The organism is Lysinibacillus louembei, assembly GCF_033880585.1.
GTDB lineage: Bacteria > Bacillota > Bacilli > Bacillales_A > Planococcaceae > Metasolibacillus > Metasolibacillus louembei.
The window spans coordinates 369,898-392,015 of the sequence record NZ_CP137624.1; the positions used below are offsets into that span (position 1 = coordinate 369,898).

Genomic DNA, 22,118 nt, shown 5'->3' on the forward strand with positions numbered 1-22,118 from the left:
TATTCTTATTTGTTATATGATAGTTCTAAAGGACTAAAATCACCTTTTGATTATCTAAAAAATAACAGCCTTTCTTTGCTATTATTCTCACAAAGAAAGGCTGTTTATTTATATGATTATGATGCTTTTGGTAATGCTTTTTCTGTTTGCCAAATCAATTGTACCCATTGTGGGTTGTCAATGAATGGGTTGCGGTTGCCTTGAATTTCATAGATTTTTTCGTTGCGTGCACGCTCGATTTCATCTACTGGATCTTGTAAATGCCATTGCAATAATACAGACAGCTTACCATGATATGGAGCTGTGCCATTGTTCAATTTTTCATTTAGCTCAAGGTCAACACGATCGCCTTGCTCATAGCGAGTTGCCATGTAAAATAGCATACGGGCTACGTCGCCTTTGACGCGATTTGGTGGCTCAAATGATGTGCTCGTTTTAAAACAGCCATCACAGCCTTTCACACCGCTTCCACCATTATCGAAATCTAAATTGCCACGCGAGCTGTTCACTTGCACATCCGTTGCACGTAAATGATGAATATCTGTTCCCGGCCCTACAGACGTGCCAAAATTACCATGTGATTTTGCCCACACATGCTCACGATTCCAGTTCCCAACATTTCCACCATTTAAGCTTTTAGCGCGCGATTCGCCTGAATATAACAAAATTACATTGTTTGGGTTGTTTGGATCTTCATCTGTTTGCTTTAATGCATCCCATACTTGGTCGTATGTTAGCTTTTTATGATCTGAAATAATTGTGTGTAGAGCTGCTTTTAAAGCAGCTCCCTCCTTGCCATAAGCAGCAGCATAATAGTCATTTTGCTCTGGCTTACTTTCAACAATAGCCGTAAAGCGTGCAGTTGTTGTCAGCTTGCCATCATTTGCTGTTACAGCTACAAGATGCGTACCTTCCGCTAATTGAAGCGTTAGTATGCCATTTTTGATTTCACCTAAAGTTGATGTAAATGTTAATGCATCATTTTCTGCATCTGTAAAATGCTTTGTTACATCAATTGTTACAGCTTCGCCAGCTGTCACTGTTACATTATCAAAAGGCTTTGCTACGATAGGTGCTGTATTTTTCTTGCCTACATAAGAAAACTTAATATTGCTTTCTTTTGCACCGTTTTTATAAACGATTTCTTGAATGTTATCAGCACCACGTACTTCAGATGCTTTCGTGCCCTCGATAATTAGTTGCTTCACTTCCGCACCTTCGAAGTCGATAACCGCATTTTTATGAACGGATGCAAAACGTACAACATTATTTTTTAACGCGTCACCTGTGAATTCACCGTAAGCACCTTTAAACTCGATACCCTCTTTAATAAATGTCGTACCAGTTACTTTCACTGCTACATTTGGACCATTAATTTTTAACTTTTTATCGTTCACATTATGATACGTAAAATGCTTAATTGGTGCATTTGGCTTCGTATCTTTATCTTTGCCTGGCTGCTCAGGCTCTACAGCTGTAGGCTTAATATCTACTTGCACTAAAACTGGGTCATGGTCACTTGCGCGTCCTGCCATATCTGTGAAGTCTGCATTAATATGAATTGCATCAACCTCTGTTTTTGCTGCTAAATTATTCGATACTAAAATATGATCAAGCACTTGAGAATTTCCTTGGAACACATATGTGTAACGGTCGTTCTCAGGTAGCTTATTGATCATATTTGTCATATGACGGCTTTCTAAAATACTCATCGCCTCTGAAAATTGGAAGTCATTAAAATCACCAACAGCTACAATATTAGCATCAGGATTTTTCGTTTTCACATCATGAATAAAGCCTTCTACAATTGTTGCGATTTTTTTGCGCTGTACTTCGCTACCATAATAAGGGGGCTGCTTAGAACCGAATACTGGTGTATCCCCATTTTTCGAATTCCAATGATTAACAACAACGATAACTTGCTCACCATTAAAATCAAATTGTGCCACTAATGGCTTACGACTGCTCTTAAATGCTTCATTTTGTGGGTCAATACGCCCTGGATTTAATGTTAAACTACCATTTTCATAGCCAACTGCTGTCGTTGCATCACCTGCTGGTAAATCAGCTAATGTTACGCGCGCTGGATTGTATAAGAAACCTACACGAATATTCGCATTTGGTGCGCCTCCATCTTCATTGTTGATAGGGTCAATATTGGCATATGCATACTTCACGCCACCAGCTTTAACAATTTCATTAATTAAACGCTCATAGCTTTCATTTGCTGCAGCATCTCCTGCGCTTGCACCATTATTATCTTGCACTTCCGTTACCCCAACGATATCAGGGCTTTGTAAATCTTTAACAAATGCGCGTGCTAGCTTTGCTGCCTTATCTGCAGACGTTTCCTTCGTATTATTAGAGAAGTTTTCTAAGTTATATGAACCAATTGTTAGCTTCTTGTCATCTTTTACAATATGCGTTTGCTCTGGTGTTACTGAACTCTTTACATGAGCATTTTGCATTGCTGCAAGATTCGCATAAATTTTATAGTTTTGATAAGAGTAGCCAACAACGCCAACGATATCGCCTACAAATTTATCACCTGTCGACACTTCAAATTCACGCGCTGCCCCATTTGGCTCTAAACGGAATTGGATGCGATCTGCATTTTGATTATCCTTCTCTAAAAGAATACCGCCATGCTTCGTGTTCGTCGCTTTCCCCTCTAACACTGTTACTAAATCACCATTTGCCTGTGGGCCAACTGCTTTGACATTCGATACTTGTACACGCATACCTTCTAGGCTTTCCCAGAAATCAATTGCATCTGTTTCTGGGTTAAATACTGTTAAATTATCACTATCAATCGCATTCGATGGCAAATTGCTTGCATCAATTACAACTGGTGTTGGTAGTTTAACATTTTTCTGCAATACCGTTACTTTGCCACCTTGGTCGTCCCGCACATTAATTTGTGTCGTTAATAAATCCGTCGTTTGGCGATCTGCATAGCCTTCGATTGCATATTCAGACACTTTCCCTGTTACCGAAACTAAGTCCCCAACTTCGATTGGCCATTTATTGCGACCTGAGTACAATAAAATGCCTTCTGATGTGTGAGGGTCATTGTCCATCAGCTCATCAGGTGTTTGAATTGTGTAATATGTTGAACCAGTCACCTCATAGCTTGATGTCACGATGCCTTCCACACCTTCTACAACTTTATTGTTGTAAGTCGACGTATGGCTCGCACCTTGAATATCGTGAATACGCAGTGCATCAACAATTGTATAATCCATTGTGATAACATCGCTGTACACTTGATCTGCTGTTTTGACAACTGCTTTTAACGTTGTATTTTGGTTAATTTGAATCGGCTCTGCATATGTTGCGCCGCCAACTTTAGGGTCTACACCATCCAAAGTATATAAAATTTCCGCATTCGCTGTCGTCGAAGTTAAAGTCACCGTCGTACCGCCAATAAATGTGCCTCCCGCCGGTGTAGCAACTGGTGGCAACACTAACGAAGAATCAATGACAACATCCGCACTTGAACGTGGAATAATTTGATAGTCATTATCAAATTGCTGTACAATCCCTGCAATTGACGCATACGGATTTTCAGTTAAGCCTAAATCGCCCTTTTCATCGCGCACGATAAATGTATTGCCCTCTGTGTCAGTTGCTTTATAATTTGCCCAGCCAGTACCTTCACTGTCTTTTGTTAATATCACGTTTTGAATTTTTACTAATTGCGATTCATTACGCTCATCAACCTCTGCACCTGCAATGACTTTTGGCTGAGCAGCTTGTCCACTTTCCTTTGTTACAACTGCTGCTTTATCTAGCTGCAATAAGCCGCGATAATCTGCAAGTGTGCCTTTTAATGTGACAACATCCCCTTCAGCCACATTTAGCGAAGTAGGTCGAACAGCAATACCGCCTGTTGCATCCTGTACAGCTAACGTATTTTTCAGCTTAGCCGTAACTGTACCTTTAATTGTCACTTCAGTTCCTGGCGCAGCTGCACGAGCCTCTGCCATTGTCATTGCTTCTGGCTCTGTTGGTAACTCCGGCTCTGTCACGTCACCTGTAAATTGAATTGCACTCGGTGACTTTAACCCCGCCTTTGTAAAGTAGGCTTCTAGATTACCTGTAACATCAATCTGCTTCCCTAGCGCAGCTGGATTCGATTTCAAGCCAAATTCAGAACGATAGCTAGAAGTTAACTGCACGAATAGCATTTTCGAAACATCCGTCTCATTCGGATTATCCGCAATCGCAATATTCGTATCCTCTACACCCGTTGTCACAACGCTCGTCGCTGACTTGACATAGCCAACGATATAACCGCGAACTGTAGCAATACCACTATTATTGGCAATTGCCTCCCCTACAGACAGTGCTTGTCCAGTCTCCGCATGTACTGCCATTGGCATAGCAGGTGCTACTGCACTCACAACAAGCGCCGACGCCGCTAACACATTAAATGAAGTACGCCATTTTCCTTTTTTCATAAAAGGTCCCCTTTTCAATTTAATACTTTCATAGTTTTCTTTATATGTCTGTTTTCTATTAAACAGACGTCTTACTTTTACCATTATAGCAAGCGCTTTCTTAAGTTTTTTTAATTTATTGTAAATTTGAGCGGGTTTTGGGGAAAATCGTTCGGAGGGCCTATGGGGGGTGTTAGTTTTGGAGGGAGTTGTTGAAGGAATGCATGGGAAATAGGGTTTAGACTTAGTAAATCAAGAGTAATGACAATCAAACACTTAACGTCACATTTCTTTTTGTCGAAAGAAATGTGACGTTTAAATTACAGACAATTAATATATTGTTATATGTATCGAAACTCTATGTCTCATCTATCTTTAACAATAAAAGAATTTCTCGAATATCGGGCTTTTCTTGCTATTAAATAACTTCTTCTACTTTTACAGTCCCTAATTTCTCTAAAAATTGAATGATATCTTGTTTTGCAGTTTTTTTGCTTTTATGCGTTTCTAAAAAATATGGACCAATTTCAAGCGGCGCATTAAAGTCAGCCCCATTCTGATGCACAGCTTTATCGCTAATCAAATACCTGATTTTCCCTGTTTTATATGGCACAATATCTTCGAGCTTCACTTCTTGCTCAATCAAATATTCCATTACATTTTTATAAAATTCTCTTACGGTGTTTCCTCCTATAACTTCATTATTTATTTTTATTTGTAATTCATAATCTGGCCTTTTATTTGCTGCCCTAATCTTATCTATCAAATTTTCAAACTTAATAATTTCACTTTGAAAAGCCTCTTTTGTCGCATCATCTGAGGTATTATTATATGCCTCTAACAAAGAATCTACCATCCGTATATAATATTCAAGGAGTAGATCTTGTTTAGCTTTAGAATAGTTTATTTTCAACTCTTCAACATTGTCCATCAAACTTTCCATCTTATTCCCTAATTCACTATTTATTTTTTCATTTTCATTATTTTTTTCTTTCACTTCTTCAATAGATTCTTTAATTTCCTTTCTTAATTCATTATTCATATTTTCAGATTTGCTATAGCTTTCTTTAACCAATTTAATTTGCTCTTCATAATACTTTTTTAATTCTTTATTTTGTTCTTTCGCATCCTTCAAATCATTCATAGCAGCTTGAAGTTTCTGCCTTCTAAAATACTCAATTGACAGAGGTAAAACCCCTGCTACTAATGAAATCAGAATAGTAATTACAATAAGTAATTTATTCCAAGCATTATTATAAAATTGGTCTAAAAGATATAGAAGATCTATCTGCTCTTGTAGATTCAACTCTATATCACCATTTGTTGCTAATGTATGTATAGGTGTACATAGAATAACCAACATTATGATGCCTATAATTAATATAAAATTTTTTTGCATGTTACAATCACCTTCCTGTGAGTTAATTTTAGCTTTTAAATCAAAATAATTAAATTTCCCAAAATCACATTTTATTCAAATCAAAAGAACTCGATTCCTGTTGCTTCTTTTCTTCAATTATTAAATCCAGTATTGATAGAAAATACTTTAAAGTGCGTTTTTCAATGGTAAAGAAGTTTATTGAGAATTTAGCAATAATCCAAATCACTAAAACTATTGCCAATACCATAGCAAACAGTGGGATGTTCTCTATTTTTAAAACAGCATTTACAAAATCCATAATTTTATTGAACTGTTCGTTATTACCAGGGTTTGCTCCCGAAAAATAATTTCCAATACTTTCAATTCTATTATTTAAAATTTTTATTACAAATGGCGTTATCGATAATGTCACAATTGGAAAAAGTAGAACCTTCAGTTTATTAGAGGGATTATTTTTTATTTTGAATTTTAAATGATTTCTTAATAGCTCATAGTAAAATAAATTATCTTCACATAATTCTTGAATTTTATGTTTTACTTTTTTTAGATTTTTTATATCATTAACTTCTGCTAACTCACTAAAATGAGCGAAAAAGAAATCATAGGTTATGCTAGGCTTACTAAGCCATATTGCTAATTCTTTATCATAAATTGCAGGCCGTTTGTACATCATTCTTAGGAGAAAATTATATATGATTGTAACTACAGAGAGTGCAAAAATTATAGATATCGTAATAAAGAAATATATTAAGATTGCCCAGATTAAGTAATTGATTTCTCCAAAAGAAGACATTTTTTCAAGCTTTGTTGGATAAATACGCACTAAAACAGATAATATAATCATCCAAATAAAATATTTAAGCATACTTTTAAAATCTTGACTGATTTTAAATTTTTGAAAACCTCCTACAGAATTTTTACCTATGTAAATTAATGTTTGAACAATAAAGTTGCAAATAAGCATTACGAGTAATAAGACTAGTAAATACTCCATCATATCACCTTCTCACAAAATAAGTTATATTCATGTCAATAAAAGGAGCATTTAATCAATTATATAGCACTATAAGAAAAGAGCGTCCAATGCAAAAGGACGCCTAATTAGTTAGAATATAAATAGCAATTTAATAGAGATGTTTATTTACTTACCCACGCCACTAAACCAAATATGTAAAGTTTCAATAACTACATCTAGCATAAATTTTCACCCCTTCGATATAATTTTCAAATTTCATGATAATATAGAATTAGAAAAAATGTAAAAGTAGTCATAAAAGACTAGAATTGAGGGTTAGAGTTGTTAGGTAAAAATATTAAGGAAATTAGAATGAACAAGGGACTTTCTCAAGAATATGTTATTGAATCATTAATGACTCAAAGTGCTTATTCTAAATTTGAGTTAGGCAAATCAGAAATAAGAGCTTCTGTGCTTATTAATATTTTGTCAAAGTTAGATATGAGTTTAGAAGAATTACTCTATATTACAAATGACTATAAATTCATGGCAAAAGAAGAGCTTGTGCGTAGCTTTTTTGAAATTCCTTCAATTGGTTTAACTAATTTAGAGAAAATACTAAATAAAGTAGAATTATATTTAAATTCACATAGTGATGATACAATTCAAAATATCTATTACCTTTGTAAATCATATATAATACTGATTAAAACGAATGATTTTGAACAAGCTAGCTTATTTGCGTCAAAAATATGGAAAAAACTATCTAAGCGAAACCAATTTTATGTGATTGATTTATATTTTTTAAATGCTATTCTTTTTATGTTTCCGCTAGATGTAATATTTAATTTAAGAGACTTGATGGAAAAGTCAATTGCTCAATATAATGGTCTATTTAAACTACAAAAAATTCAAATTAATATTAACTTGAATATTGCACTTTTATTGATGGAAAAACATCGTTTTGAGGAAGCTTTAAATGAATTGGAAACTATAAGAGATGTTTTGAAAGAGGAAAAAGCCTATGAACAGCTTGGAATTTACTATATAAGAAAAGCCTTATGTTTAAATAAATTAAATCAAGAATGGATTCCTTTAGCTGAAAAAGGGAAGTTATTATTATCTGCAATCGAAGAGTTTGATTTATTAAAAAGAGCTGAGCAAGAAATTGAAAGATGGGGGAATTAGTTTAAAAAATATAAAAGTTGCAACATCGGAAAATATACTATTTAATTTTAAAATAAAAAACACTCTCATTTGACCTAGTAACATGCCTAAGTCAAATGAGAGGTGTCTCTTCTAATCAATATTCCACTATTTCACCAACGCCACAACCGCCCTCTTCACAGCCTCCAACTTCTGCTGTGCTGCTTCCATCGTCTCATCCACAACGCCAATATAAAACTTACATTTCGGTTCTGTGCCTGATGGACGAACAGCAATCCATGTGCCATCAGCCAAAATAAATTTCAAGACATTTTCCTTTGGTAATGTAAGTGACTCTGTCTGACCATCTGCTAACGTTGCTTGTCCTGCTAAATAATCTTCTACACGTTGTACAGCGAATCCCGCAATTTCCATTGGCAGTTGGTCACGTAAGCGTTGTAAAATCGCCTGCATTTCTGCTTGCCCATCTTTACCTTCGAATACTTGTGAAACAAGTGCTTCTTGGTAATAGCCAAATGTTTCATAAAGATGCTCCAGCTGATCTAATAAGGTATGCCCTTGTAGTGCATAGAACGCAGCCATTTCGGCTACTTTCAATGCGACTTGTACCGCATCTTTGTCCCGCACAAAGGTTTCGATTAAATAGCCATAGCTTTCCTCATAACCGAACAGATAGGTGTGCTCACCTGTTGCTTCATAGTGCGCAATCTTCTCCGCAATATATTTAAAGCCTGTCAGTGTATTTTCTGTGACCACGCCAAAGCTCTCTGCAATTTTTGCTCCAAGCTCCGCTGTCACAATCGTCTTGACCATGACACCGTTGTTTGGTAGTGTGTCATTTTGTTGTTTGGTTTCCAATAAATAATATAACAATAATGCGCCAAGTTGATTGCCTGTTAACAGCTCATAGCGCACTCCATTCCATACCGCCACACCTAAGCGATCTGCATCTGGATCTGTCGCTAACAATAGCTCGGCACCCACTTGTTGCCCTTTGGCCATCACCAGTGTAAAGGCTGCTGCCTCCTCTGGGTTAGGATAAGTCACAGTTGGGAATGAACCGTCCTGCACGGCTTGCTCCTCCACAATCGTTACATCTGTAAAGTCAAATGCCCGTAAGCCTTCGCGTACAGGGACTAAGCCTGCACCATGTAACGGTGTATACACAAGCTTCATATCGAGTGCAACTTTACGCGTATCCTTCAATGTTAGTAATTGTTGCAAATAAGCTGCATCAAGCGCCTCTAATAACCATGTAAGCAGTCCTTGTGCTTCCAATGTCTCAAGCTCTACTACATCAATGGAGAAAATATCCTCGATGTCCTGCATATGCTGGATAATGGCATTTGCCCCATCTGGCACAAGCTGCGCTCCATCTTCCCCATATACTTTAAAGCCGTTATATTGTTTCGGATTATGACTCGCTGTAATGACCACACCTGCATAGGCATTCAACTCTCGCACTGTAAACGATAGCTGCGGCGTTGGGCGAGCCTCTTTGTAAACATAAGCACGAATGCCATGTGCCCCTAAAACACGTGCTGTTTCACAGGCGAATTCATAAGAGAAATGACGCGTATCATAGGCAAGCACAACACCACGTGCCTTTGCACTTTCTCCATTCGCTGCTACATAACGCGCCAGTCCCTCTGCTACACGGCGAATTGTATAGAGATTCATACGATTTGTGCCTACACCAAGCACACCACGCATACCACCTGTGCCAAATGAGAGATCTTGATAAAATCGATCCTCTATCGCTTGTTCCTCTCCAGCAATCGCTGTTAATTCTTCCTTTAAATGATCTGGTAAGGACTGCTGCATCCATTGTTCATATCGCTCTTGTACACTCACTCTGTTACCGCCTTTTCTTCTTTCAATAATTCAAGCATTTTACGTTTATATGCCTCTACCCCTGGTTGGTCAAATGGATTGACCTCTAATAAGCAGGCACTCATCGCACAAGCCTTCATAAAGAAATAAATTAAATACCCAAGATGGTACGCATCCAGCTTCGGTAGTTCAATTTGAATAACTGGGACATCGCCCTCTGCATGAGCTAATGCCGTTCCTTGCTTCGAAATCGCATTAATTTCATTAAAGGTGCGATTCGTTAAATAATTTAAGCCATCCTCGTCACGCACATCATATGGTACTGCCATATCCCCTTCAATTTCATGGAAATGGAGCAATGTTTCAAATAAAATACGACGACCATCTTGAATATATTGCCCAATCGCATGTAAATCAGTAGAGAACGTCACCGTTGAAGGATACAGCCCTTTATGGTCCTTCCCTTCACTCTCCCCAAATAGCTGCTTCCACCATTCATGGAATTTGCTTAAGCCTGGCTCAAACGAGGCAAGTAACTCATTTGTATAGCCTTGCTCATACAGCATGTGACGCATCACGGCATACTTATAAGCATCATTAAAGGCTAATTCCGGCTGTGCCAGTTCAGTCGCTGCATGACGTGCGCCATCCATTAGCTCCTGAATATCGATACCAGCAACCGCCACAGGCAATAGACCAACAGCTGTTAACACGGAATAACGCCCACCCACATCATCTGGAATCACAAACTGACGATAGCCCGCTTTATCTGCAATATTCTTTAAAATGCCCTTCTCTTCATCTGTTGTGACAATAATACGCTCTACTGCTTTATCCCCGTAGCGCTCTTCCATATACAAACGCAACACACGGAAAGCTAGAGCTGGCTCCATCGTGCCACCAGACTTTGAAATAACATTGACATAGACCTGTTTGCCATCTAAATAAGCAAGCAACTCCTTGATATAGGCACCGCTCATATTTAATCCAGCATACACTACCTCAATGCCGCCTTTTGGCAAGCCGAAATAAGGTGCTAGTGCCTCTTGAATGGCACGTGCACCTAAAAAGGAGCCTCCGACACCGATTACGACTAAAACATCTGCACATGCTTTGATTTCGCTAGCGACATAGTTAATTGATGTCACTAATTTCTCATAATCATGTAAAGGAGCATCCATCCAACCTGTTGCGTAATGGTTAGGTAGGTTCTCATGAATTTGCTTTACTTGATCTTTATATGTTAATATGTCCTGTTCATCTAGTGAACAATTAAGTAATGTTGTTTGTAGAATTTCCTTTTTCACAATTAAAAATCCTCGTTTCTTCTAAAAAATATAATAGCCTTATTATGACATAGAATAGTTGGAAAAACCATTTATAATACAATTGCTTTATATAAAAGGAAAAAAGTATGTCCTAATTATGTAGAACATACCTTCAAATTAAATTTGCTGTTGATGCCAACTCCAGGCACTTTCAATAATAGCCTGCAAATCAAATCGTGCTTTCCAGCCAAGCTCTCGATATACCTTTTCAGCATTCGCAACAAGTATTGCTGGATCACCTTCTCGTCTATCAACATACTGTATATTTGCTTGCTTCCCAGTAACTTGTTCGCACATTGCAATAACTTCTTTTACTGAATAGCCTCTACTATTTCCTAAATTGTAAATAGCAGAAGTAAGCCTATCATTTAATAAGCTTTCAAGACTTAGTAAATGAGCTTTTACTAAATCCGTTACATGAATATAATCACGAATACATGTACCATCTGGTGTAGGATAATCTGTACCATAAACTGAAATCGCATCTTGCTGTCCTAATAAATGCTGTAAAACAAGTGGAATTAAATGAGTTTCAGGTGAATGACTTTCTCCAATTTCGGCTGTCTCATATGCTCCTGCCGCATTAAAATAACGTAATATAACATATTTTAAACCATAGCTATGAGCAAAATCTTTAATCATTTGTTCTACCATTAGCTTTGAATGTCCATATGGGTTAATAGGTGCAGTAACTGTATGCTCATCTATTAGTTCCACATCTGGTACACCATATGTTGCTGCGGTTGAGGAAAAAATGAATTTATCAACAGGATTCGCCTTCATTAACTTCAACAAATTAAAAGTTGCCACTACGTTATTCTCATAATATTTCATAGGATCTACTACAGATTCACCAACTAAGCTAAATGCTGCAAAATGTAATACAGCTTTAATCTCATATGTATCAAATAGGCGCTGTACTGTGTCAACATCTCCTAAATCGCCCTCAATAAAAATGGCTTTTTGGTCAACTGCCCAACGATGCCCTGTACTTAAATTATCTAGTACAACAACCTCATGTGTTTTCACTAATTCTTTTACAAAGTGGCTACCAATATAGCCAGCTCCACCTACAACTAAAATCATTCTTATTCACCACTCAATTCTTTTGCTTTTTGCAAAATAAAGGCTTTTACACCATCACTTAAGTCTTTGCGGGCCAAAGCAAAATCAATGGTCGTCTCAATAAAACCTAGCTGTTCTCCAACATCATAACGATGTCCTTCGAAAGCATAGGCAAATACTCGTTGTATCTCATTTAATGATTCAATTGCATCTGTTAATTGAATTTCATCATTTTTCCCTTTTTTCTTTTCATTTAAAAAGCGAAAAATCTCAGGGGTGAGTATATAACGACCAATAATTGCATAATTTGATGGTGCTTCCTCTAATGCAGGCTTTTCCATAAACGTTCTCACTTGCATTAATTTGTCATCGGTACTAATAGGATCAATAATTCCATAGCGATGCACGTCCTCAGATGCTACTTCTTGAACACCGATTACACTAGAAAATGTTTTTTCATATTGATCCATTAATTGTTTCAAACAAGGTTCATCACTTTTCACAATATCATCTCCAAGTAACACAGCAAACGGCTCTTCTCCAATAAATTTGCGAGCACACCAAATCGCATGCCCTAAGCCTAGTGCTTCCTTTTGACGAATATAATGAATTTCAACATTGGCTGACTCTTGTACTTTTTCAAGCATATCGAGCTTACCTTTTTCCATTAAATTTGTTTCAAGCTCCCATGCATTGTCAAAATGGTCTTCAATCGCTCGTTTATTTTTACCTGTAACAATGATGATATCTTCAATACCAGAAGCAATTGCTTCTTCTACAATATATTGAATCGTAGGTTTATCTACAATAGGTAGCATTTCCTTTGGCATTGCCTTTGTAGCAGGTAAGAAACGAGTTCCTAAACCAGCCGCTGGGATAATTGCTTTTCGGATTTTTTTCAAACCTCTCACCTTATTCTACTAATTTAATAAGCATTTTTATTTACAAAACCATTCACAATCGTTTTAAAAATAATACGGATATCAAATAGCAACGTCCAGTTCTCAATATACTGAATATCATGTTCAATGCGATCCTCAATAGACGTATCTCCACGCAAACCACAAACTTGGGCCCAGCCTGTAATTCCTGGACGTACATGATGTTTAATCATGTATTTAGGGATCTCCTCTTTAAACTGATCAACAAAGTATGGACGCTCTGGTCTTGGGCCTACAATGCTCATGTCACCTTTTAATACATTAAAAAATTGTGGAAACTCATCCAAGCTTGTTTTGCGAAGGAATGTACCAAATTTCGTTCTTCTCGGATCATTTTCAACAGTCCATTGTGTGTCTGAAGCTACAGTTGGCATATCTTTCATGGATCTAAATTTATACATATTAAAAGTTCTACGATTTAATCCAACACGTTCTTGTTTAAATAAAACTGGACCTGGTGATGTTAATTTTACACCTATTGCAATTGCTATTAACAATGGTGATGTAATAATAATTGCACATAATGAAAACACAATATCGAATAAACGCTTCAACACTCTATTCACGTATTCATCTAATGGAATATCACGCACATTAATAACTGGTAAATCACCAAAGCGCTCAAAGTGAGGCGTCGCTGGTAAAACATCATAAAAATCTGGCACAATCGCTACACGCACACCAGCCTTTTCACATATAGAAATTATCTTATCGTATTTAGAAAATACCGTTAGAGGTAATGCAATTACTACTTCATCAATAATTTTATTTTCTAAAATTGTTGGTAAATCTGCAATTTTCCCTAATATTTTTTGCTTTCCATTCTCTTGCTTATAATCATCTAAAAATCCAACAGCTCGCAATCCATATTCTGGGTGATTCTCGAGGTTCTCAATATATCTCTTTCCAATAGAGCCAGCACCTAATATTAAAACAAATTGTTGGTTAAAGCCCTTTTTACGCATACCTCGCAAAAATTGTTTTACAAAAAAGCGATATGTCACAATAATAAAGAAGCCTGTAAGTAGGTAAAGAAATAAAAACATACGTGAAATATCAACAGTTTTCACAACAAATAAAACACTTAATAATACAAACATGCTATATATTTGTACTTGAATAATTTTTGAAACTTCCTTTGCAAATTTCATCTTCCGTTTTGGAATGTACAGGTGAATTAAAAACCCTATTGCTAAAAAGGAAACAGCATAAATAATATGCCATGTAAAATAATCAGACATTGGTAAATAGGATCCTTGTTCTTCTTGATTCACAACAAATCGTAAATACCATGCCATAATAAACGCCAACTGTAAAAAAAGGAAATCCGTTGTCATATACAGCTGTGTAATAAAGCGTTCCTTTCCTCTTATCACTATAATCACCTATTTTTCATATTTTATCGTCCTTGCTTCAACAGATTTGTGATTGTTGCAAGTGCTAATTTTAATGTAATCCCTATATAGACAACACCATTAACTAAAAAGTTATAGCTTTTAGCAAAATGCTTTTTATGAAATAAATACATCGCCCGATGGAATTCATAAACAATTTTAAAGGGTTTTTTTCTGCTACTTGCTCCCTTATAATGAATAATCGACACAGTTGGATTATATACAATGCGCCAACCGGCCTCCTTTATTCGGTAACACCAGTCAATATCTTCTCCGTACATAAAGAACTCTTCATCTAAAAGCCCTACCTGTTCAAATGCTTCCCTACGAACAATCATAAATGCCCCTACTAAACAATCAATATCATGTATTTCCTGCATATTCATATAGCTTTTATGATAACTATTAAATTTTGGACTATTAGGGTATTTTCGAGACAAGCCTGTCATATAATAAAGAGAAGCATCTGGTGTTGGAAACCCTCTATGACATGCTTTATCCAACGAACCATCTGTCAAATTTACCTCACATCCTGCTGCCCCTACATCAAGATGAGCATCCATAAACTGCACCATCGTATCTAACGTATCACTATGAACAATTGTATCTGAATTGAGTAGCAACACATAACGACCTTTACAAGCTTTAATTGCTTGATTATTGGCCTTAGAGAATCCTACATTTTGCTTATTAGCTATAATAGCTATTTGTTGTGGAAAAGCTTCTTTCAATTGTTCAATAGAATCATCTGACGAAGCATTATCAACTACATAAATTTCATATTGAATATTCAACTTTGCATCAAGAATAGATCGAATACAATCTATCGTCAGCTTTGGTGTATTATAATTAACAATTACAATGCTTAAATCCATTTTATTTTACCATATTCCTTTAAAATACTCATATATTTGTTTAGAGGGTACTTTACTATTCGTTTGTATCCACCTTCTTTTCATTTTTAAAGCTTTATATTCTTTAAAAAATAATTGATACGCACTAATTAGTCTAGGCTCCTTTATTACCATATATAATAAACAAGCTAGCTCATATGTACAAATGATTGGTAAATGTAATAAAAAATATGAAAGTTTATCATTCTTCAAAATGTAAAAATGTCTATTAATATAGGAATGCTTTCTTGTCTTAAGAGAAATATTTTTTCTAGAGTTGTTATCCTTCCAGCCTCTTTCATGCTGCGCAATTGCTTCTGGTACAAAGCAAATTTCCCACCCTGCTAAACGAGCACGCCAGCTAACATCAACATCCTCTTTATAAGCAAAAAAACTCTCATCAAAAAATTGCCCTTCATTAGATATGCTATCAATCATTGCTCTTTTATAAATAGCTGCAGCTCCAGACACACCAAAAACACTCATATCCTTGTCATATTGTCCGTGGTCTATCTCTCCAGCCCCACGGTCTACTGCACGTCGATTTTTATTGATATTAATTCCTGTGCTATCCATAATACGTGACTCCATATCTCGATACAATTTTCCTGTTGCTGCACCAACATTCATCTTTTGTATTATACATTCCATAATACGCTCTACATAGGTTGGTTCCAAAACAACATCTGGATTTAATACTAAAACATAATCTGTATTTGCATAACTTATAGCTTGATTATGTCCACCTACAAAGCCATTATTTACACTATTTTTTATAAAATAAACCTGGGGATATAATGTAACAATTTCTTCAGTATTATCTTTTGAATTATTATCTATCACTATGATTTGTTGAATCGGATAAGTTTGGGCAAAAACCGAATCTAAACAAGTACCTATATCTGCCGCACTGTTATATGTCACGATTTGTACTACTATACTAGTCAAATTACCCCTCAATTCTATATTCTACTTCTCTTTTTATTATAGCTATATAAACAAAAATAACAATCTGCTAGAGATTGTTATTTTTGTTTATATAATCATTCAAAGCATCTTTCCAATGTCTTCTAGCACCAAATCCATTAATTCGCAACGATAAATCTCCTAATACTGAATACGCAGGTCGTTTTGCAGGTCTTGGGAATTGGTCTGAAGTCAATGGATTTACCTTTATATCTTTATTAGCTAATTTAAAAATTTCCTGAGCAAATTCATACCATGAGCATGTCCCACTATTTGTACAATGATAAATACCATACTTTTTAGTTTGTACTAGCTCTATTAAAAATTGTGCTAAATCTACTGTATAGGTTGGGGAACCGACTTGGTCATGAACAACGCCTAGTTCAGATTTTTCTTCAGCTAGTTTGAGCATTGTTTTAACAAAGTTTGGTCCATACTCACCATAAACCCATGCTGTACGCACAATAAAGTATTTAGTATTAAGCGTTTGTGTTAAAAACTCTCCTGCATACTTTGATTGACCATACACACCTAGAGGGTCTACATTCATATATTCAGAATATGGTGTTGTCGCTTGTCCATTAAACACATAGTCTGTGCTAATATAACAAATTTTTGCCCCAACTTTTTCCGCCGCCACAGCTAAATTACGTTGTCCTGTTGCATTTACTTGAAAAGCTAGCTCTTCATTCGTTTCTGCTCCGTCCACATTCGTATAAGCTGCTGCATTAATAATAATATGTGGTTGAATTTCCTCACATATAGCATTTACTTGGTCCATGTTCGTAATATCTAATTCAGTTTTCGTATATGCAAATAACTCATGCTCACTAACAGTTAATTGTTTTACCAATTCTTGCCCCAGTTGTCCATTCGCACCCGTTACCATAATTTTCATTATAGTTTGCCACCATACTGTTCTGTATAATAATTTTGGTAATCACCTGAAATGATGTTTTCCCACCATTCTTTATTATCTAAATACCATTGTACAGTTTCTTTTAACCCTGTTTCAAATGTATATTTCGGCTCCCAGCCTAATTCCTGTTGTAGTTTTGTTGGATCAATCGCATAACGTCGGTCATGTCCTAAACGATCTTCTACATATTTAATTAATGTCTCTGGTTTACCAAGTTGCTTTAAAATTTCCTTTACAACTTCAACATTTGTCTTTTCATTGTGCCCACCAACATTATATACTTCGCCATTTACACCTTTGTGTAAAACTAAATCGATTGCGCTACAATGATCCAGTACATGTAACCAATCACGTACATTTTTTCCATCACCATAAACAGGCAATTGTTTATCATTCAATGCATTAATAATCATTAACGGAATTAATTTTTCTGGGAAATGGAATGGACCATAGTTATTAGAACAGCGTGTGATATTAACTGGTAATCCAAACGTTTCATGATAGGCAAGAACTAATAAATCTGCCCCAGCCTTACTTGCGCTATATGGGCTATTTGGAGCTAATGGTGTTTGTTCAGTGAAGTAACCTTCTTCACCTAATGAACCATATACTTCATCTGTTGATACTTGTAAATATTTTTTCACGTTGTACTTCTTTGCAGCATCTAACAGTACTTGTGTTCCTTGAATATTCGTTTGCACAAAGATTCCTGGGTTCGTAATACTACGATCCACATGTGATTCCGCAGCAAAATTAATAACAGCATCCACCTTATCACCAATCAGCTGGTCCATCATTGCTACATCTGTAACATCAGCTTTAACAAATTGATAATTTGATTTTCCTTCAGATTGTTTTAGATTTTCTAAATTCCCTGCATATGTTAAAGCATCTACATTAACAATTTTGTATGCAGGGTACTTCTCTACCATATAATTAACGAAATTACTACCAATAAAACCAGCGCCACCTGTTACTAGAATTTTCATATTTATCATTCCTTATCTTTGTAAATAAATTGTGTTTCTAAATCCTTTAACTTTGGTTGTTCCTTATCTTTATCAGATAGAATCGGATTAGAAATTGGCCATTCTATATTTAAATCCAAATCATTCCATGCAATGCCGCAATCATGTTTTGGCGAGTAGTAATTATCTACTTTATATAAGAACTCAGTGTTTTCAACTAATGTACAGTAACCGTGCGCAAAGCCTTTTGGTACGAGTAATTGTCTTTTATTATCCTCACTCAAAATAAACCCTTCCCACTGACCATAAGTAGGAGAGCCTTCTCTAATATCAACAATTACGTCATATACTGCTCCTCTTGTCACGCGTACTAACTTCGTTTGGGCAAATGGTTCTAGTTGGTAATGTAAGCCTCTTAGAACCCCACTTTCTTTTGACAGAGCATGATTATCTTGTACAAAATTAAAAGAAAACCCTTGTGCTTCTAAAAATTGAGTATTATAAGTTTCCATAAAGAAGCCGCGATGATCTCCAAATACCTTTGGCTCAAAAATAAAAGCATCCTTTAGTTTTGTTTTAATAATATTCACTATACAGAACCCCTTATAGTTTTTTATTTGCCAATTTAATTAAATATTGACCATAACCATTTTTCTTTAATGGCTCTGCTAACTCTAATAATTGTTCCTTTGAAATATACCCTTTACGGAATGCTATTTCCTCTAAACACGCTACTTTTAAGCTTTGTCGTCTTTCAATTGTTTCAATGAATGCAGATGCCTCTAAAAGTGACTCATGTGTCCCAGTATCAAGCCAAGCAAATCCACGTCCTAATAACTCTACATGCAGATTCCCTGCTTCTAAATAAGCCTTATTCACATCAGTAATTTCAAGCTCTCCACGTGGAGAAGGCTTAATGGATTTTGCAACTTCTACAACGCTATTATCATAGAAATATAAACCTGTTACAGCATAAGTTGATTTAGGATCTTGTGGCTTCTCTTCAATTGAAATAGCTTTCCCATTTTCATCAAATTCAACTACTCCAAAACGTTCAGGATCATTTACATTATAACCAAAAACAGTTGCTCCGTTTTCTCTTGAAGCAGCTCTTTCTAGCATCGAAGTAAATTTATGACCATAGAAAATATTATCCCCTAAAATCAATGCTACTGAATCATTACCAATAAACTCTTCACCAATAATAAATGCTTGTGCTAAACCGTCTGGTGAAGGTTGTACTGCATATTCTAAATGAACCCCTAAATCCTCACCATTGCCTAGTAATTGTTCAAAACGTGGTGTATCTTCTGGTGTTGAAATAATTAAAATTTCCTTGATTCCCGCTAACATTAATACGGATAGTGGATAATATATCATCGGTTTATCATAAATCGGTAACAATTGTTTAGATACCGAGCGCGTTAACGGATATAAGCGTGTGCCACTACCACCAGCTAAAATTATTCCTTTCATAAAAACCCACTCCTAAGCTGATTTATTTTTTAAAATATATTTGGACAAGATATATGTCACTGGTAGTGAAATTATTATAACTAAAATAGGTGCAATAATTTCATTCACAATATTATTTTTTACTAACAAATTAAGAACAATCACATTGATGACATATTGTACTACATACACAATAGGATACTTTATTGCCTTGCTTAAAGTTAATTCAACTTTAAATACGTATTTGCTATTAAGTAAAAAAGAAATAATAATCCCACTCACATAAGAAATAGAATAGGAAATATTATAAGTGGAAAACAAAAGCAATAATAAATAGATACCATATGTAACTACTGTATTAAATCCACCAACAAATAAGAAACGAATGACCTCTTTATTCATATACTTCATCTACAATATAACCAGGTTTTTTACGTGTTTCATCGAGAATACGCCACAAATATTCTCCGATTATTCCCAACATCATCATAATAATACCTTGTAATAGTGTTACTAAAGCTATAATTGTTGTCCATCCTTGTACTACGACATAACCAGCTAAATAAGCTCCTATTGTGAAAAAAGCGTATATAAAACTTAATGCTGCTACGATAAATCCTAACATTGTCATGAAACGAATTGGGGCATACGAAAAACTTACAAATGAATCTACAAATAACTTTATTTTTTTCGAAAGTGTCCAGCGTGACTTTCCATGTTCTCTTTCTTGCCGAACATAAGGAATAAACTCTTGATTATAGCCAAGTGAGAAAATCAAACTCATAATATTTGTATTCTTTTCACTAATCTCAACTAATTCCTTTACTACTTGCTTATCTATTAATACAAAGTCAAATCCACCTTTTGGATATCCCTTGATAGCAAATTTATCCATTAAATAGTAATAAGTATTAGAGAACAATTTTTGAGAGAAACTTTCTTCTCTATCTGACCTTGTAGCCATGACTACTTTTTTGCCATTTTCCCAGCTATTAACCATTTGTACAAATAGCTCTGGTGGATCTTGCAAATCAGCCGAAATAATCCCCACACAATCTCCTGAAACATAATTCAAACCCGCTTGAATAGCTTGCATTGATCCATAATTCTTACTTAATTTTATTACTTTGATTCGATTATCTTTCTGTTTCTCTTCAAGTAGTAACTTTAAAGAGTTATCCTGAGAACCATCATCTACAAAAACAAATTCAAGGTCATAGTTTGGAAATAACTCTTCCAATGACTGTAATTTGGGAATTGTATGTGGAATATTTAATTCGTTAAAATAGATAGGAACTAATATTGAAAAGGTTTTTTTACTCATACTTATTAATAACCTCTACAACCTTTTTAGCTTCTTCCAAAGTCATAACAGGACTAATTGGTATGCTTAATATTTCCTGATGAATTTTCTCAGATACTTCGTAATTTAAATGATTCCACTCTGCATACGCTTTCTGTTTATGTGGGGGAATTGGATAATGTATAATTGTTTGAATTCCACTATCTAATAAATATTTCTGAAGTTTATCTCGATCATTAGTTCGTACTACAAATACATGCCAAACATGCTGGTTATCCACTTCTGCTTTAGGCAATACAATCTTTTCATTTTTTATATTTTCTAAATAGTATTTCGCTATTTCACGTCTGTGATTGTTTTCACCATCTAAAAAATCTAATTTAACAGATAAAATTGCAGCTTGCATCTCATCAAGTCTGCTATTAACACCTTTATAGATGTTTTCATATTTTTTATGTGAGCCATAATTTCTGTGAGCTTTTAGGCTCATATATAGCTCTTCATCATTTGTTGTTATTGCTCCTGCGTCACCTAGTGCACCTAAATTTTTTCCTGGATAAAAACTAAACGCTGCCGCATCACCTAAATTACCAATCTTTTTCCCTTTATAAATTGCACCATGAGCCTGTGCACAATCTTCAATTACCTTTAAATTATACTTTCTAGCAATCTCATTAATTGGCTCCATATCGCAACTTTGCCCGTATAAATGAACAACCATAATCGCTTTTGTTTTATCAGTAATAAGAGCCTCAATATTGAGCGGATCAATATTATATGTGTTTAAATCGGGCTCAACTAAAATTGGTGTAGCTCCATTTGAAGATATAGCCAACATCGAAGCAATATAAGTATTAGAAGGTACTAAAACCTCGTCACCTTCGCCAATTCCATATGCTTTAATGATTAAAGATAATGCATCTAGTCCATTCGCTACACCTACACAATATTTTGTACCACAGTATGTTGCAAACTTGTCTTCAAATTCATTTACAGACTCTCCAAGTATATACCATCCTGATTTTACTACCTTATCAATAGCTTGAGTAATTAAATCATGATGTTGTTCGTTAATTTTCTTTAAATCTAAAAATGGAATCATGGTACC

General features: G+C 35.4%; 18 protein-coding genes. 1 reads left to right on the forward strand and 17 read right to left on the reverse strand.

What is annotated here, in order from left to right; all coding sequences use genetic code 11:
• Nucleotides 1–116: 116 nt before the first annotated feature.
• The 3 genes from R6U77_RS01820 to R6U77_RS01830 form a co-directional block, all read right to left on the reverse strand.
• On the reverse strand, nt 117–4,463 hold the full coding sequence (locus R6U77_RS01820) for an endonuclease (RefSeq protein WP_319837198.1): 4,347 nt from the start codon (nt 4,461–4,463) through the stop codon (nt 117–119).
• Between the two features lie 397 nt (nt 4,464–4,860).
• Nucleotides 4,861–5,841, reverse strand: a complete 981-nt coding sequence (locus R6U77_RS01825; protein WP_319837199.1) for a hypothetical protein — start codon at nt 5,839–5,841, stop codon at nt 4,861–4,863.
• Nucleotides 5,842–5,905: 64 nt separating this feature from the next.
• A complete protein-coding gene (locus R6U77_RS01830) occupies nt 5,906–6,817 on the reverse strand; it encodes a hypothetical protein (protein ID WP_319837200.1) in 912 nt (303 codons plus the stop codon).
• A gap of 303 nt (nt 6,818–7,120) precedes the next feature.
• Between R6U77_RS01830 and R6U77_RS01835 the strand changes: the two genes are divergently transcribed.
• Nucleotides 7,121–7,966: a helix-turn-helix domain-containing protein gene (locus R6U77_RS01835; RefSeq protein WP_319837201.1), complete on the forward strand. Its 846-nt coding sequence runs from the start codon at nt 7,121–7,123 to the stop codon at nt 7,964–7,966.
• Between the two features lie 126 nt (nt 7,967–8,092).
• Here R6U77_RS01835 and R6U77_RS01840 read toward each other — a convergent pair whose 3' ends face one another.
• From R6U77_RS01840 to R6U77_RS01905, 14 genes are all read right to left on the reverse strand, one after another.
• On the reverse strand, nt 8,093–9,769 hold the full coding sequence (locus R6U77_RS01840) for a phospho-sugar mutase (RefSeq protein ID WP_406601091.1): 1,677 nt from the start codon (nt 9,767–9,769) through the stop codon (nt 8,093–8,095).
• 26 nt (nt 9,770–9,795) lie between these two features.
• Nucleotides 9,796–11,085 (reverse strand): glucose-6-phosphate isomerase, encoded by a 1,290-nt coding sequence (locus R6U77_RS01845; RefSeq protein ID WP_319837203.1) that lies wholly within the window; start codon nt 11,083–11,085, stop codon nt 9,796–9,798.
• A gap of 138 nt (nt 11,086–11,223) precedes the next feature.
• Complete coding sequence (gene galE, locus R6U77_RS01850) at nt 11,224–12,192, reverse strand: UDP-glucose 4-epimerase GalE (protein WP_319837204.1); 969 nt, start codon at nt 12,190–12,192, stop codon at nt 11,224–11,226.
• 2 nt (nt 12,193–12,194) lie between these two features.
• Nucleotides 12,195–13,073, reverse strand: coding sequence for a UTP--glucose-1-phosphate uridylyltransferase GalU (galU, locus tag R6U77_RS01855; protein WP_319837205.1), 879 nt, complete (start codon nt 13,071–13,073; stop codon nt 12,195–12,197).
• A gap of 23 nt (nt 13,074–13,096) precedes the next feature.
• Entirely contained in the window at nt 13,097–14,488 is a 1,392-nt protein-coding gene (locus R6U77_RS01860; protein ID WP_319837206.1) for an undecaprenyl-phosphate glucose phosphotransferase, read from the reverse strand.
• 23 nt (nt 14,489–14,511) lie between these two features.
• A complete protein-coding gene (locus tag R6U77_RS01865) occupies nt 14,512–15,381 on the reverse strand; it encodes a glycosyltransferase family 2 protein (RefSeq protein WP_319837207.1) in 870 nt (289 codons plus the stop codon).
• 6 nt (nt 15,382–15,387) lie between these two features.
• Nucleotides 15,388–16,359, reverse strand: a complete 972-nt coding sequence (locus tag R6U77_RS01870; protein WP_406601071.1) for a glycosyltransferase family 2 protein — start codon at nt 16,357–16,359, stop codon at nt 15,388–15,390.
• 55 nt (nt 16,360–16,414) lie between these two features.
• Nucleotides 16,415–17,263 carry a dTDP-4-dehydrorhamnose reductase gene (rfbD, locus tag R6U77_RS01875; protein ID WP_319837209.1) on the reverse strand — a complete coding sequence of 283 codons (849 nt, stop codon included), beginning with the start codon at nt 17,261–17,263 and terminating at the stop codon, nt 16,415–16,417.
• Nucleotides 17,263–18,273, reverse strand: a complete 1,011-nt coding sequence (gene rfbB, locus R6U77_RS01880) for a dTDP-glucose 4,6-dehydratase (RefSeq protein ID WP_319837210.1) — start codon at nt 18,271–18,273, stop codon at nt 17,263–17,265. Before rfbB ends, rfbD begins: the two co-directional genes overlap by 1 nt.
• Nucleotides 18,274–18,278: 5 nt before the next feature.
• Entirely contained in the window at nt 18,279–18,842 is a 564-nt protein-coding gene (gene rfbC, locus R6U77_RS01885; protein WP_319837211.1) for a dTDP-4-dehydrorhamnose 3,5-epimerase, read from the reverse strand.
• A gap of 13 nt (nt 18,843–18,855) precedes the next feature.
• The gene (gene rfbA, locus R6U77_RS01890) at nt 18,856–19,728 is read right to left on the reverse strand and encodes a glucose-1-phosphate thymidylyltransferase RfbA (RefSeq protein ID WP_319837212.1); all 873 of its coding nucleotides are present in this window, start codon (nt 19,726–19,728) and stop codon (nt 18,856–18,858) included.
• Between the two features lie 12 nt (nt 19,729–19,740).
• Complete coding sequence (locus R6U77_RS01895; RefSeq protein WP_319837213.1) at nt 19,741–20,109, reverse strand: GtrA family protein; 369 nt, start codon at nt 20,107–20,109, stop codon at nt 19,741–19,743.
• Complete coding sequence (locus R6U77_RS01900) at nt 20,102–21,031, reverse strand: glycosyltransferase family 2 protein (protein WP_319837214.1); 930 nt, start codon at nt 21,029–21,031, stop codon at nt 20,102–20,104. The genes R6U77_RS01895 and R6U77_RS01900 overlap by 8 nt, the downstream gene beginning before the upstream one ends.
• Nucleotides 21,024–22,112, reverse strand: a complete 1,089-nt coding sequence (locus R6U77_RS01905) for a DegT/DnrJ/EryC1/StrS family aminotransferase (protein WP_319837215.1) — start codon at nt 22,110–22,112, stop codon at nt 21,024–21,026. The genes R6U77_RS01900 and R6U77_RS01905 overlap by 8 nt, the downstream gene beginning before the upstream one ends.
• Between the last annotated feature and the right edge of the window lie 6 nt (nt 22,113–22,118).